Source organism: Flavobacterium johnsoniae UW101, from assembly GCF_000016645.1.
In the GTDB taxonomy this organism is placed as follows: Bacteria; Bacteroidota; Bacteroidia; order Flavobacteriales; family Flavobacteriaceae; genus Flavobacterium; species Flavobacterium johnsoniae.
Map to the genome: position 1 here is coordinate 2,599,727 of NC_009441.1, position 13,851 is coordinate 2,613,577.

Here is a 13,851-nt window from a genome sequence, read left to right on the forward strand (position 1 = left end):
TATTTATTTTGCTTTTTCTGCAAAAATTTTGTCTAATCCTTCCATTGCAATGGTAAAACCTTCTTTGAAGCCCATTTGAATAATCATTTCCAAATCAGATAGTTTTTCGTGTTTTATTACAACATCAACGAAGGTAGAACCGCCTTGTTCAGAAAAATTTACATTCCAGTCTGAACGCGGAAATTCGGTATTTAAATTTCCTTCGCTGTCGCTGAAAGCATCAAGATATTTAAAATTAGTTTTTGGGTTGATAGAAGTAAAATCAGCAATTGCCCAGTGTTGTTCGCCTTCTGGCCCAATCATGGCATAAAGTCTGCGTCCGCCTTCTTTAAAATCCATGCTTTTTGTTTTGGATTTCCACGGAGCCGGTGCCCACCATTGATCTAAAATTTCTGGTTCTGTCCATGCCGACCAAACGTTTGCTAATGAAGCATCAAATTCACGTTTTACATTTACAGTACTATTTTCTTTATCTACAGTAAAATTCATTAAAAGATTTGATTTCATAATTCTCTCGATTTTAAATTCATTATTACTTTATTAAACTATTATTTTCTTGCTTCAAAGATTTTATCCAAAATTTGCATTGTCGCTGTGATTCCATCTTTGAAACCCATTTCGATTAATTTTTCCATTTCTTCAAAGCTGTCTCGTGTTATGGCAATGTCAACAACTGTCAAGTCGCCTTGTTCTGAAAAGGTTAAATCCCAGTATGAACTTGCAAAAGCAGAATTTGGTTTTCCTTCGGCATCACAAAATGTAGAAGAATGTTTAAAATTTGTTTTTGGAGAAATCGAAGTATATTCAAAACAACTCCAGCGTTCTTCGCCTTCAGGACCAACCATGGCATACAATCTTTTTCCGCCTTCTTTAAATTCCATATTGGTTGTTTTAGATTTATACGGAGCCGGCGCCCACCATTGGTCTAAAATTTCAGGTTCTGTCCAGGCTGACCAAACATTCGATAACGATGCGTCGAATTCACGTTTGATGTTTACAGTCTTATTTTCTTTGTCTACAGTAAAATTCATTAACAGGTTAGATTTCATTTTCTTTAGATTTTAGATTCATTAATACTTGATCCAGCTGGCTGAAACGGCTTTCCCAGATTTTTTTGAATTGTTCGAGCCATTGGTCAACTTCTTTCATTTTTTCGATTTTGAGCTGATAATAAATTTCTCTGCCCACTTTTTTTTCATCTAATAATTCACATTCATTTAAAATTTTGATATGTTTTGAAACTGCCTGACGCGTAGTATTAAATTGTTCTGCAATGGCATTAGGAGTTAATGCATTGGCAGAAATTAAAACCAAAATCGCTCTTCGGGTTGGATCGGCAATAGCCTGAAATATATCTCGTTTCATTTTAAATATAAATTACGCAACTAATCAGTTGCAAATATAAGCAACTTTTTGGTTGCACAATTAAAAAACATGTTTTTTTTATAAAAAGAGCTTAAACAAAAAAAGACGCATCAAAAATGCGTCTTTTTTTAAGTTTGAATTTAAAGATGAGTAAATATGATTTTTAAATTTTATAAAAATTAGATTTTTACAATTTTAAATGTTTGTACAATATTGTTGGCAGAAATTTTTGCAATATAAGTTCCCGGAAGCATTTGTGACATATCAACGGTATCATTACTAGCACTTATATTTTTATTGAGTATTTCCTGACCTAGAACATTAAATATTTTTATATTATCAATTTTGTCTTGATAGCTTAAATTTAAAGTATTTTTTACAGGATTTGGATAAACAGCCAGCTCAGCTAGGTTAAAAGCAGGTTTGCTTAAAGTAGTGCTTGGTGTCCAAGAAAATGTAGTGCCCGGTGTTGGCGGAGTAACATTTTCACTTGTTCCGCAAGTATCATTATTGCTTTTTCCAGCCACAGTTTTATTCCAATCGTTCACAAGAAAGGTGCGTCTGGTATTAAAGTCGGTACTATCATTACCGCCTAAACCAACTTTAACAGAAGAGCTGCTGTAAGTGAATAGCATAAAACCATATACTACATCTACAACATTTGTGGTTTCGTGCAATATAATTTGGAAAGAAAAATCACAGCCAGTTGTATATCCATAAAATTTATAATTACTCCATTGCACCACAAAAGATCTGTTAGGTGCAGTACCAATTGTAGCAATTCTTAAATTTGAGCTGCGGTCAGGATTTAACTGATCAGCTACCCCGCTTAAGTCATGGTGAAATGCAGCAATTCTGTTTCTTAAATAGGGTGGGGTTGAAACATAGGTTGATGATAATGCTGAATCAAATCCTGTACCTAAAGATGATGTCATATCAACAGAAGGGGTTAATGAACTTTGACCTAATGAAATCCATCCATTTGTAGAAATACCTACTCTGTCAAAAACAATTCCATTAAAAGTAAAATCAAAACCGATTGGGAATCCGGGCCCCTCATCTAATGAATTTCCAGCGAGATTTGCGGGATTTACAAACCTTTGGTCTTCATTTCTAATAATTCCTAAGACTGTTCCCGTTGTAATTTTTTTATATGTTCCAGGGCTTTGAGAAAATGTATAGGCACTAACTTGGGCATTAATTTTAAAAATAAAGAAAATCAATAAAAAACTAAAAGTAATTTTTTTCATATATCTGCTTTGGTTTAAATTTCTATAAAAGTAGAATTTTAAATTATATTAGCAAGAATTAAACTATACATTTAATGATATTAATTTCTCAGTTTTTTATATTGAATTACAGTCTAAATTTATTTTTGACAATAATATCTTTAAGTCTCGCTTTCAGGTCTTCTCCCGTATCATAGACCATTTGTTCATTATTAGGGAACGGAACAGCACGTTTATTAAAATAAGAGATATAACTGTCTTCGCATGCATTTTTATCGCCTTTGTAAGTCGAATAAATATTTTCAAAAACAAATTCACTGCTTACCGGGAAAGTCTGGATTAACTGATTTGTTTTTATATCAATGTAATCAACTTTTGCTGTTATCTGACAGGATTTAAATTGTCTGAATTCGTAAATATTAGCACGAAGTGTTCTGTAATTGTCAACTTTTATTTCTTTGCCTAAACTGTCTTTTACAGGTCTTCCGCGACTGTCTACAAGTGTTTTTACACCATCTTTTATTTGTCTTTCTTTAATGAATTCCTTTTCTTTTATCTGTTCCGGCGAAATTAGGATTTGTCTAAAGTTGATAATCAGGCTGTAATCGTACACTATATTTTTTTGTCTGGCATTATGATAGACCGTCCATTTATCGTTTAATCCGTAAGTTTTAAAATCCAGTAAGTCTTCCTGAAGTAATTTGGGAATTACCATTTCGGTTTCATTTTTCGCGTAAACATCTACAAAATCAGTTCCTTTAAACTGGGCGTCGTCCATCAGTTTTTTAGTGTTTTTGTAATTTGGGTTGATGCTTTCCAAATACGCAAAATCATCATAGGCTTTTCTAAAATCGAGTTTGTTGTTAGATTTTAAAAGACCCGAAGCATTTTCATATAAATATTTTGAAAGTGCATTTCTACTGCTTACAATTTGATCTGAATAATTATCAAATGGGAAATAAGCGTTTTTTCCTTGTTTCAATAAAGGCAGAGGCAGTAAAGGGCGAATTTTTTCCTGACGATTATTAAGTTGTAAATATGTATTGTAAATACGTTCTGTATTTGCAGGATTCGCTTCTTTTGTCATCATTTCAAGATTGCGCAAATCGCGGTCTTTAGCTTTTGCAAACGCTTCTTCCAGCAGATAAACATAATCTTGTTTTCCTTTAGAATCTTTTTTAGTTCGAAGTGCTTCGACCGCTCTGTCGATGGCGCCATCGTAATTTCCGTCACTAAGCATCGACTGTGTTGTTTTAACTCCGCATGACGAAAGAGCTAAAAATAGTATAGAGAATAAAAGGGTAATTTTTTGCATGGCATTCTTTAATTGAAGGTGTAAATATATCTTTTTTAACTTTCAACAACTATGCCTTTTTTAAAATATTTTGAGGAGTAGAAAAGAGCGTTTTTTTCTCAGAAATATTAATAAGAAAATTAATCTTCCCAGGTTTCAATTAGATTATCGCTCCATAATTTTTGAGTAAACTCTTTAAAAACTTTCGGGCCTTTTTTGAAGTTTTCATCCAGTTTATATTCACCGCCTATATATTGTTCTTTGCCATTGTCAAGAAGTCCAACAGCAACTTTGCTTTCGCCTCGCATAGCATATTTTTGATTTCCTTCGTACATGATAACCTTCATGTCGCACGGACTCACATCGCCGTGGCAGACAGTTTTGTACATTAACCATGTTTCGGCAATTCCGTTTTTGTTTAAATCTGTAACCTGAAATGTGTTTTTTACAAACGAAGCCACAATATCAACTGGACAATCAGAAATATAATCGTAAACTTTCCAGGTTTGTTTTGCTTCATTTCCCGAAACTATAAAATGATACGCAAACAATTCGGCATCAGAACCGTCGGTTTCATGTTGAAATTTTTTGTTTATATGATAACCTGTTTCGGTTGTAATCACAATATTATCTCCTGCTTTATCTTTCCATCGAACGGCATTTTTAATAAAACCTTCGTATTTTATTGAACTTGGAAATTGTGTCGAATCGATTTTTTCTACCGTTAAAACAAAGTCTTTGTCTTCAATTGCTTCTGATTCGGTTTTTGCTGTGGTTTTAATTTCTTCTTTTTTATCTTCTTTACAGCTTGAAAAGAGAATTACAGAAAGTAATACGATGAAAATATTTTTCATAAATTTTATTTTGGCGTTTAAAAAATTAATTTGGGTTTTATTGAGTAAGTAGCTTTTTAATCAATACAATCTGCCCTAAATGATAATAACTGTGTTCGATCATGCAGTCAATATTTCTTCTATAAGTACCGTATTTTTCATCAACGAAGGGTTCATTGAGTTTTTCATCTGGCATTTGTTCAACAAAAGAAGCAAATTTTTGACTGTCGTTCCAGAACTTTTCTAAAAAGTTATTCCATTCTTCCTGTGATTGAATAGGAGGAAAGTCAAAACTGAATTTGTCTTTTATATCGAGTGTTCCGCCTTTAAAAACCTCATTAAGTCCGTTAATGTAATAATGAATATGCTGTGCCAGAATTGCAATTGTATTTAAGTTTTGAATGGGTTTTACTGCGATTTTCCAATCCAGATTTTCGAGCTGGAGTTTGTAATTTGTGTTTGCAACCCAGGTTCCGTTTAGGATAATTTCTTTAAAACGACTAGCAATTTCTAATGTACTTTTCATATTCAAAATTATTTAGGAAGTTATTTTTACGGTTTTATTCCTGCTGAACCCAATCGTATTTACCATTATTTAGGTAAATAATCCCACCTCCGCAGCTTTCATCGGCGTGAATAAAGATTCCGTCGTTTGGCAGTTTTATTTTGTCTTCTTCTTTTATTTCTTCATCGCCCATAATTTCGCCGTCTTCATTTACATTGTTCCATACAATGTTTCCTTTTGAAGCTTTTTCGAATACTCCGGCCCAGTCAATTTCGTCAAAACCCTGTCCCAGAATATTATGTCCCATTCCGAAATAATCTGTGCGGTTTCCGTTTCCAAAAATTATTCGCAGACCACTTTTATCGTTATTTGTACTTCGAACAATTTCAACAGTTTCGTTTTTTCCGTCTCCGTCTAAATCGCATAGAATTTTGTTTGTTTTATGTTTTGCAGAAATTACAATTGTATCGAAGTCGTCGTTTATAATTTCATTTTCTTCGATTGTTACAACTGTGTCTTTTAAAGCAACTGGTGTTTTGTCGGTTGTTGATTCTTTTTTGCAAGAGATAAAAATAAAGGCGGATAAAAGTAAAATTTTGAATTTCATGTTTTTGAATTGCAATTTAGGTGTATTTGGAATCGCTAAAATATAAAAAAAGGTTTACAAGAAAGTTACAGGAAAATGAAAATTTGCAGCAACAGTGTGTCTTTGTTGAAATTAGATTGTTCAACAAAAAATGCTCCAGAGGAGCATAATATTTATAACAATGATGTACACGCAGATTTCAAGCTCCAGCGGAGCGATATATATATTGTTTAAAATGTGTCGCTCCTCTGGAGCTTTTTGTGTATGGAAATGAATTGTGCTATAAATATTGCACTCCTCCGGAGCTTTCGCATTAAATAGAAAATGTATTGTTTATTGCAAAATAGCCTCAATTTTTGTCTCTGATCTATTTGTTGAAATTAAACTGTTTAATTAAAGTATGCTTCTCCGAAGCATAATATTTATAACAATGATGTACATGCAGATTTAAAGCTCCAGCGGAGCGAAATATATATTGTTTAAAAATATGCCGCTCCTCTGGAGCTTTTTACCAATAGAAATAAATTATCCTATAAATATTATACTCCTCCGGAGCTTTCACAGTAAATAGAAATGTATTGCTTATTGCAAAATAGCCTCAATTTTTATTTCTGATTTATTCGTTGAAATTAGATTGTTCAATAAAAAAATGCTCCGGAGGAGCATAATATTTATAAAAATGATGTACACGCAGATTTCAAGCTCCAGCGGAGCGAAATATATATTGTTTAAAAATATGCCGCTCCTCTGGAGCTTTTTATCTCTGGAAATAAATTATGCTATAAATATTACACTCCTCCGGAGCTTTCACAGTAAATAGAAATGCATCGATTATTGCAAAATAGCCTCAATTTTTGTTTATGATTTATTCGTTGAAATTAAATTGTCTAATAAAAAATGCTCCGGAGGAGCATAATATTTATAACAATGATGTACACGCAGATTTCAAGCTCCAGCGGAGCGAAATATATATTGTTTAAAAATATGCCGCTCCTCTGGAGCTTTTATCTCTGGAAATAAATTGTGCTATAAATATTGCACTCCTCCGGAGCTTTCACAGTAAATAGAAATTTATTGCTTATTGCAAAATAGCCTCAATTTTTGTTTCTGATTTTTCTTTAACTGGGCTGTCTGGGCGAAAACTCCAAATAATTAGAAATTTTCCTTTTGCCAAATATTCTTCCGGACGTTCATCGGTTGGCTGGCCGGCTTTTCCCCATAATAATCCCTGTAGAAATCTGTCGCCTTTAAAAACGTGTTCAAATTCAAAATACATAATAGAACCGCTGTCGGCTCTGTTTTTAAAACTTTGAATCTGTTTGCTTTTTACGACTCCCACAATATTACTGTAGGTTTCGATATCAGTATAAAAATTGCAGGCCTGAGGCGTAACACAAATTTGACCGTCGTTTGCTGTATAACCTTTTGGAATTTCTTTTGTTTTTAACTTTAAATCGGCTAGGGTCTGGCTGAAAACATTGGCAGTAAATAACAGGAATAATGCCGACAGGGAAATCGTAATTTTCATTGTTTTTGGTTTTAGATTTGGGGAGTTTTGATTTTAATTTATGATTTTCTAATTTTTATCTGATACACAATTTCCCAAAAAATAATTGAGAAAACAGCATTCGCAAATATGGCGGTTTTAACCTGATACGGATCGTAATCTATAAACAAATGCAGATTGGTGAATTTTAAAGCCAAGAATAGAGATAAAGCAGCAATACCAATAGCCGAGATTATATTTAGTAATATGTTCCACTTTAATCCGAAAAAGGCATAAATGAGATTGAAAACGGCAAATCCGCAGCCTAAAGTTATATAAGGATCGGTTTTTAATTTTTCGCCTACCGAAAGAAAAAAGGTTGTAGAAGTAAGGTATAAAAAGAATAGAATTGAGTAAACAAGGATTCGTATTTGTGGTTTCATTTTGTTGTATTTTATTTGTTTGTTTTTCGTTTACAAAAAAAGCACAAAATCATAAGAACTTTGTGCTTTTGCTGGATTTTTATTATCGAGGAAATTATTTTCCTTTTAGTAATTTTTCTAAATATTCGTTTTTGTCTTTTTCGGCCTGAACTAGACGCTCGTAAAGCTTTTTGTTTTCTTCATAAGATTCAATCAATTTATCTATTGGATTGAATGTTGGATGATATTGAAAAAGAGCTGCATTATCATGATTGTTAACTGTATTTCCAATAATATTAAATACAGCTTCGTCACTATAATTTTTTATAGCTTCTGCCGAAACGCCTAAAACTTCAGCAATTGCATCTAATTTATCATCTTCAATGGTTTCACTTCCTTCAATATTTGAAACAGTTTGCTGTGTAACACCAATTGCAAAAGCAAGTGCTTCTTGTTTCATACCTCTAAGCTCTCTGATTCGGCTTATGTTTCGTCCAATATGTTTTGGTTTTGCTGTTGTAGTCATAGCTCAAAGATATTTAAAAAATTTTAGATTTTTTGATCGTTGTAAAAAACAAAAATACTTTGTAAGATACAATTATCATTTGTCGATTACCCGAAAATCTATTGATTACTTGCGAGAAGTAAAAATACAATTTTTCTTACTTTAAAAATTAAAGATTGTTAAATAAAATAAATGCCCAAAAATACAAACAAGAAATTAAATACCGATGGAAAAAAATGAAATGGAAAATGAAGAGAAATTTAGAAAATTAATGTGTTATTATTTTAAAACTCTAAAATCGGCGAATAAAGAAAATGTGCAATATGTTGCCAAAGTTAAATTTTCAAGTTATTATGAACTTGGCTGTGCTATTAGCGAAATGCTAAAACTATGCGTTTTAGGCGTAGATAACGATGTGCATAAAATTTCAGAAACAGATATAAAAACAACTATTAATTTGTCTTTAATTTTAGAAGTTGTACATCAGCTTTTTCCTCTGGATGCATTTGAATTTCTGGATGAAATCGATGAAATGCTTCTTGAAAAAGTTCAAAATCTAAAAGAATAATATACTTGCTGGCGCGAGCGTCTCGCTCGTGCACGTAAAGTTTTTGTGTTGTTGATTTCTTCAGCTGTTCACGAGCGGGACGCTCGCGCTAGCAGGTTCTTGTATTAGTGACATAATCTTTGTAAATTGCGTATTACTTGACATTGCTTGAACGCAATTATGTTAAATCGTTTATTATTGACACAAATTTTGCGCGAGAAATCTAAAAAATGACGTTTAATTGTGTGGAAAGTAAGTTTTTACTTGTTCATTTTGTGGTTTTTTACGTGTTTTTTTTCATTTTTTGCGAAAAAGGTGTCATAAAAAACATAAAAAAACGTGTATTTTGGCGATAATAAAATCGTTAAAAAAGGTTAATTAATTAATAGTCAACTGGTTGCTTATTTAGAATCAATATAAATTAATGTTTTCGGTATTTTAATGTGCACACAAAAGTATTAAATGCGTTATTTTTGACCGTGCGCTTGACGTAAAAGTGACAATTACGGATTTCCGTAAAAATAAAAAGTCCTACCCGATTCAGTAGAACTTTTTTTGTCCATCAACAGCATTCTCTTTGACAAGATCTGTATACCATAATTAATTGATGCGACTTTAGATTTTTACTAGAAATCTATACAGTCCGCCATCAGCTTTGTAGATTCTTTTACCCTTGATTGTTCTATATCTAGAGTAAATATATCTATATCCTGCTGGTGCCTCGTTCATGTATAATGAATTTAAAATTAGTACCAATGGAATGATAAGCGTCAACTTATCAATTTACAGAGTCTTATGTCAAAGAACATTCACATTCGAAATTTACTAATCGTTGTAAATTCGATTACGCAACATCAAAGGCTAGTGCTTCTCAGGGCATATTAGCCTTTTTTCCCATTTCTAGGATTACCTTAACAAAGATACTTAATAGTCCTGTTCAAGCATCATGTGTATTATTAATAAATTTGGTTTTAAGTTTGTAAATATTTGATTTTTAAATAATTATCATGTTCGACTTGTTAAACTTTAACAATAATTTAACTTTTCAAACCCAAGACTTTAACATTTGATGTTTATATTATATAGTATGATGATAAGAAAAAACAAATATAAATAGTTTTTGATTATTTTGCAATACCATTATGATTGTTTTTACTTATAATTATACTTTGCTCCACTCAATTCCGTTCAGCCCTTCGAATCTTAATTGTTCCAATAATTCTAAGTGATTCAATTTTAATTTCTAACGGGGGCAAAAAATATAGCCGAAAGACCGATTCGAACGGACGCGTTCAACGACTTTGTAAAACGCTAATTTTAGCAGCTTCAAATTCCAAAACTTTTTGGAGTTTCTTGCAGAGATTTCTCCTTCGTCGAAATGACAAATTTGGTGGTTAGTTTTCGGGTGGTCTATACTGAAATGAAAAGAATACTTTGTGGAGCTACTTGCGAAGATTTCTCCTTACGTCGAAATGACAAATATTGTGGTTACTTTGCGTGGGCTTCGACTTCGCTCAGCCTGACAAGACGTTTGCAAAATAATCTAAAATCTAAACTTAAAAATCTGGAATAAAAAAATCCCGCCTCAATTAAGAAACGGGATTAAAGTGATATTCTCTTTTTTTTCTATTGTTAAACCGTAGCAGCAATTTCTTGTGGCAGCGGAATTTGATTTTTAAGTAAATCTTCAAATGTTTCAGCTTGGCGAATCAAGATTCCCTGACCGTTCATCCATAAAACTTCGGCTGGTTTGTATCTTGAATTGTAGTTTGAAGACATTGAGAAACAATATGCTCCGGCATTTCTGAAAGATAAAATATCTCCTTCTGTAATTTCCTGAATTCTACGGTTGTTTGCAAAAGTATCAGTTTCACAAATGTATCCAACAACAGAGTAAAAACGCTCTTTTCCTTTTGGGTTTGAGATGTTTTCGATATGGTGCGAAGATCCGTATAACATTGGACGGATTAAGTGGTTGAAACCACTATCTACTCCAGCAAAAACGGTTGATGTTGTTTGTTTTACAACGTTTACTTTTACTAAGAAATGACCTGCTTCGCTTACCAGGAATTTTCCTGGTTCGAAAATCAGCGTTAAATCTCTTCCATATTCAGCACAGAAAGCGTTGAATCTTTTTGATAATTTTTTACCTAATTCTTCGATGTCTGTTTCGATATCGTCTTTTTTGTAAGGAACTTTGAAGCCGCTTCCAAAATCTAAGAATTGTAAATCTTTGAAATGTTTAGCTGTATCAAATAAGATTTCAGCAGCATACAAGAATACTTCGATATCTAAAATATCAGATCCTGTGTGCATGTGAATTCCCACGATGCTCATTTTTGTGTTTTCGACAATTCGCAATATATGCGGAATCTGGTGAACAGAAATCCCGAATTTACTATCGATGTGTCCCACAGAAATGTTAGCGTTTCCGCCCGCCATTACGTGTGGATTGATACGAATACATACCGGAATATGCGGGTGTTTTGTTCCGAATTGCTCCAGAATAGATAAGTTGTCAATATTAATTTGTACACCCATTGCGGCTACTTCTTCGATTTCTTCCAGAGAAACGCCGTTTGGTGTAAAGAAAATTCTTTCGGGTTCATAGCCAGCATGAAGTCCTAATAAAACTTCCTGAATTGATACAGTATCTAAACCAGACCCCATGTTCTTTAATAACTGAAGAATCGCAACATTTGACAATGCCTTCATGGCGTAATTAACTCTTAAGTTTTCTACCTTAGAGAAAGCTTTAGTTAACCTATTGTACTGAGATTGGATTTTTTCGGCATCGTAAACATACAACGGACTTCCAAATTGGTCTGCTAACTGCAGTAAATCTTTTGCTTGCATTTTTAAATCATTTTGGGCAAAGTTATTACACTTTTATCTATCAGCAAATAATTTGTAGAAAAATAACAAATTATAACAAATTGTTTTATTTTAAACAAAAAGTTGCTTGTTTTGGAATTTTATAACCTTTTTTAAGGTACTGAGGTACTAGGATGCTAAGGTACTAAGTTTTTTTGCCATGAATTCATGAATTAACTTATTCTTAAATGCTGTTGAAATTATTTTTTTTAGCTACAGATTTCACAGATTAAAAATGATTTTTTTCTTGGCCACGAATTACGCGAATTTCCACAAATTTTTAATCTTAGATTTTTCGCAAAAAATGCTCAAAATATAGCCCGTGGTTTCAACTACGGAGAACGTTACGGATTGGACGCAATCATATATTGATTTCCCGTGATTGAACCACGAGTTATATTTGAAATAGAAATCGGCCAGAAAATAGAAATTCGTGAAAATTCGCGTAATTCGTGGCCAAGAAAAAAATCCTTTTAATCATGATAATCTGTGGCAAACAAAAAAACAAAACCCCTGAATATTAAATTCAAGGGTTTGTTAGTAGTTATGTTGTTTATCGGAAAAGAATAATAAAATGCAAGGAAAAAGCTTAGAACCTTAGCATCTTAGTATCTCAGAACCTTAAAATTATAAGCTCGGTAAATCTCCTTTTCCTTTAGTAGGCAAGTTTGTAGATCCCATAAGGAATAAATCTACTTCTCTTGCAGCTTCGCGACCTTCTGAAATAGCCCACACGATTAATGATTGTCCTCTTCTCATATCACCAGCAGTGAAAATGTGAGGTACGTTTGTCTGATAGTTATGCGCTTTGTAGTTGCTTCTCATATCAGTTTCGATTCCTAATTGCTCGCTTAATGTTTTCTCCGGACCTGTAAATCCAAGAGCCAATAAAGCTAAATCGCAAGGCCAGATTTTTTCAGAACCTTCTTTTTCGATTAATTCAGGACGCTGACCAGGAGTCATTTTCCATTGCACTTCAACTGTTTTTAATCCAGTTAACTCACCTTTATCGTTAGAAATGAATTCTTTAGTATTGATTAACCAGTTTCTGTCACATCCTTCTTCGTGAGAAGAAGATGTTTTTAACTGCAACGGCCAGAAAGGCCATGGAGTTGACTCGCTTCTTCCAACTGGAGGTTTTGGTAAAATCTCAAAATTAGTTACCGATTTTGCTCCGTGTCTGTTTGAAGTTCCAATACAGTCAGAACCTGTATCTCCACCACCAATAACGATTACGTCTTTTCCAGTTGCTTTAACCTGATCTGGAATTGATTCTCCGTATAAAACTTTAGTTTGCTGTGTTAAGAAATCCATTGCCTGAACAACACCTTTGCTTTCGATTCCTTTAGTTGGCAAGCTTCTTCTTTCAGTTGCTCCTCCGCATAAAACGATAGAATCGAATTGGTTTAATTCTTCAACACTGAAATTAACACCAACATTTACATTAGTTTTGAAAGTGATTCCTTCTGCTTCAAGAATAGCTACACGACGATCGATAATTCCTTTTTCTAATTTGAAGTTTGGAATTCCGTAACGTAATAAACCTCCAATTGCGTTGTCTCTTTCAAAAACAGTAACCGTGTGACCAGCTCTGTTTAATTGCTGAGCAGCTGCTAGACCTGCAGGTCCTGAACCAATAACAGCAACTGTTTTACCAGTTCTTGTTTTTGGCGCTTGTGGTTTAATCCATCCTTCGGCGAAACCTCTTTCTACGATGCTTTTTTCGATGTTTTCGATAGAAACCGGATCTTTGATGATTCCTAATACACATGATTTCTCACATGGAGCAGGGCATAAGCGACCTGTAAATTCAGGGAAGTTATTAGTAGATTGTAAAATCTCTAATGCACTCTGCCATTCTTCCTGATGCACCATGTCGTTGAAGTCAGGAATTAAATTTCCTAACGGACAACCACTGTGGCAAAAAGGAATTCCACAGTCCATACATCTTGATCCTTGTTCTTTTAATTTATCTTTTGGTACCGGAATAGTAAATTCGTTGTAGTTAGAAACACGTTCTGCTACTGCTAAATTACTTTCGTCGGCTCTGTTATATTCTTTAAATCCGCCTATTTTACCCATGACATTTTAATTAAATCTAAATGTTTAAAAATTCCAATTCTTAAATTCCAGTTTCATCCTTCGACTTCGCTCAGGAAGACATCGTAAATAAATCTAAAATCTAAAATCTGAATTCTAAAATCA

The 13,851-nt window shown here is 33.2% G+C and carries 15 protein-coding genes; 2 read left to right on the plus strand and 13 right to left on the minus strand.

Features of this window, described 5'->3' with window-relative positions; all coding sequences use genetic code 11:
* Positions 1 to 3 precede the first annotated feature (3 nt).
* The 11 genes from FJOH_RS11200 to FJOH_RS11250 all read right to left on the minus strand — a co-directional run bounded on the left by FJOH_RS11200 (position 4) and on the right by FJOH_RS11250 (position 8,246).
* Positions 4 to 507, minus strand: coding sequence for an SRPBCC family protein (locus FJOH_RS11200; protein WP_012024214.1), 504 nt, complete (start codon positions 505 to 507; stop codon positions 4 to 6).
* Between the two features lie 41 nt (positions 508 to 548).
* Positions 549 to 1,049: an SRPBCC family protein gene (locus FJOH_RS11205; RefSeq protein WP_012024215.1), complete on the minus strand. Its 501-nt coding sequence runs from the start codon at positions 1,047 to 1,049 to the stop codon at positions 549 to 551.
* Complete coding sequence (locus tag FJOH_RS11210; RefSeq protein WP_012024216.1) at positions 1,039 to 1,365, minus strand: ArsR/SmtB family transcription factor; 327 nt, start codon at positions 1,363 to 1,365, stop codon at positions 1,039 to 1,041. Before FJOH_RS11210 ends, FJOH_RS11205 begins: the two co-directional genes overlap by 11 nt.
* Before the next feature lie 179 nt (positions 1,366 to 1,544).
* The gene (locus FJOH_RS11215) at positions 1,545 to 2,615 is read right to left on the minus strand and encodes a T9SS type A sorting domain-containing protein (protein ID WP_012024217.1); all 1,071 of its coding nucleotides are present in this window, start codon (positions 2,613 to 2,615) and stop codon (positions 1,545 to 1,547) included.
* A gap of 106 nt (positions 2,616 to 2,721) precedes the next feature.
* Positions 2,722 to 3,909 carry a hypothetical protein gene (locus FJOH_RS11220; RefSeq protein WP_012024218.1) on the minus strand — a complete coding sequence of 396 codons (1,188 nt, stop codon included), beginning with the start codon at positions 3,907 to 3,909 and terminating at the stop codon, positions 2,722 to 2,724.
* 119 nt (positions 3,910 to 4,028) lie between these two features.
* Positions 4,029 to 4,742, minus strand: coding sequence for a M949_RS01915 family surface polysaccharide biosynthesis protein (locus FJOH_RS11225; protein WP_012024219.1), 714 nt, complete (start codon positions 4,740 to 4,742; stop codon positions 4,029 to 4,031).
* Positions 4,743 to 4,779: 37 nt separating this feature from the next.
* Positions 4,780 to 5,247, minus strand: coding sequence for a DinB family protein (locus FJOH_RS11230; RefSeq protein WP_012024220.1), 468 nt, complete (start codon positions 5,245 to 5,247; stop codon positions 4,780 to 4,782).
* Positions 5,248 to 5,281: 34 nt separating this feature from the next.
* Entirely contained in the window at positions 5,282 to 5,833 is a 552-nt protein-coding gene (locus tag FJOH_RS11235) for a hypothetical protein (protein ID WP_012024221.1), read from the minus strand.
* Positions 5,834 to 6,890: 1,057 nt separating this feature from the next.
* Complete coding sequence (locus tag FJOH_RS11240; protein WP_012024222.1) at positions 6,891 to 7,340, minus strand: hypothetical protein; 450 nt, start codon at positions 7,338 to 7,340, stop codon at positions 6,891 to 6,893.
* Positions 7,341 to 7,378: 38 nt separating this feature from the next.
* Positions 7,379 to 7,741, minus strand: coding sequence for a hypothetical protein (locus FJOH_RS11245; RefSeq protein WP_012024223.1), 363 nt, complete (start codon positions 7,739 to 7,741; stop codon positions 7,379 to 7,381).
* 94 nt (positions 7,742 to 7,835) lie between these two features.
* Entirely contained in the window at positions 7,836 to 8,246 is a 411-nt protein-coding gene (locus FJOH_RS11250) for a helix-turn-helix domain-containing protein (protein WP_012024224.1), read from the minus strand.
* A 205-nt stretch (positions 8,247 to 8,451) separates the two neighbouring features.
* Between FJOH_RS11250 and FJOH_RS11255 the strand changes: the two genes are divergently transcribed.
* Both FJOH_RS11255 and FJOH_RS26965 read left to right on the plus strand, forming a co-directional pair.
* A complete protein-coding gene (locus FJOH_RS11255) occupies positions 8,452 to 8,793 on the plus strand; it encodes a hypothetical protein (RefSeq protein ID WP_012024225.1) in 342 nt (113 codons plus the stop codon).
* Between the two features lie 1,399 nt (positions 8,794 to 10,192).
* On the plus strand, positions 10,193 to 10,345 hold the full coding sequence (locus FJOH_RS26965) for a hypothetical protein (protein ID WP_159436651.1): 153 nt from the start codon (positions 10,193 to 10,195) through the stop codon (positions 10,343 to 10,345).
* 59 nt (positions 10,346 to 10,404) lie between these two features.
* On the opposite strand, the gene lysA is transcribed toward FJOH_RS26965, so the two are convergent.
* Both lysA and FJOH_RS11265 read right to left on the minus strand, forming a co-directional pair.
* Positions 10,405 to 11,628 (minus strand): diaminopimelate decarboxylase, encoded by a 1,224-nt coding sequence (lysA, locus tag FJOH_RS11260; RefSeq protein ID WP_012024226.1) that lies wholly within the window; start codon positions 11,626 to 11,628, stop codon positions 10,405 to 10,407.
* A 645-nt stretch (positions 11,629 to 12,273) separates the two neighbouring features.
* Positions 12,274 to 13,728 (minus strand): glutamate synthase subunit beta, encoded by a 1,455-nt coding sequence (locus tag FJOH_RS11265; protein WP_012024227.1) that lies wholly within the window; start codon positions 13,726 to 13,728, stop codon positions 12,274 to 12,276.
* Between the last annotated feature and the right edge of the window lie 123 nt (positions 13,729 to 13,851).

Coding starts and splice junctions, on each gene's coding strand:
- FJOH_RS11210 (WP_012024216.1), bottom strand. CDS start 1,365: ATGAAACGAGATATATTTCAGGCTATTGCCGATCCAACCCGAAGAGCG.
- FJOH_RS11250 (WP_012024224.1), bottom strand. CDS start 8,246: ATGACTACAACAGCAAAACCAAAACATATTGGACGAAACATAAGCCGA.
- FJOH_RS11225 (WP_012024219.1), bottom strand. CDS start 4,742: ATGAAAAATATTTTCATCGTATTACTTTCTGTAATTCTCTTTTCAAGC.
- FJOH_RS11245 (WP_012024223.1), bottom strand. CDS start 7,741: ATGAAACCACAAATACGAATCCTTGTTTACTCAATTCTATTCTTTTTA.
- FJOH_RS11255 (WP_012024225.1), top strand. CDS start 8,452: ATGGAAAAAAATGAAATGGAAAATGAAGAGAAATTTAGAAAATTAATG.
- FJOH_RS11215 (WP_012024217.1), bottom strand. CDS start 2,615: ATGAAAAAAATTACTTTTAGTTTTTTATTGATTTTCTTTATTTTTAAA.
- FJOH_RS11205 (WP_012024215.1), bottom strand. CDS start 1,049: ATGAAATCTAACCTGTTAATGAATTTTACTGTAGACAAAGAAAATAAG.
- FJOH_RS11240 (WP_012024222.1), bottom strand. CDS start 7,340: ATGAAAATTACGATTTCCCTGTCGGCATTATTCCTGTTATTTACTGCC.
- FJOH_RS11220 (WP_012024218.1), bottom strand. CDS start 3,909: ATGCAAAAAATTACCCTTTTATTCTCTATACTATTTTTAGCTCTTTCG.
- FJOH_RS26965 (WP_159436651.1), top strand. CDS start 10,193: ATGAAAAGAATACTTTGTGGAGCTACTTGCGAAGATTTCTCCTTACGT.
- FJOH_RS11200 (WP_012024214.1), bottom strand. CDS start 507: ATGAAATCAAATCTTTTAATGAATTTTACTGTAGATAAAGAAAATAGT.
- lysA (WP_012024226.1), bottom strand. CDS start 11,628: ATGCAAGCAAAAGATTTACTGCAGTTAGCAGACCAATTTGGAAGTCCG.
- FJOH_RS11265 (WP_012024227.1), bottom strand. CDS start 13,728: ATGGGTAAAATAGGCGGATTTAAAGAATATAACAGAGCCGACGAAAGT.
- FJOH_RS11235 (WP_012024221.1), bottom strand. CDS start 5,833: ATGAAATTCAAAATTTTACTTTTATCCGCCTTTATTTTTATCTCTTGC.
- FJOH_RS11230 (WP_012024220.1), bottom strand. CDS start 5,247: ATGAAAAGTACATTAGAAATTGCTAGTCGTTTTAAAGAAATTATCCTA.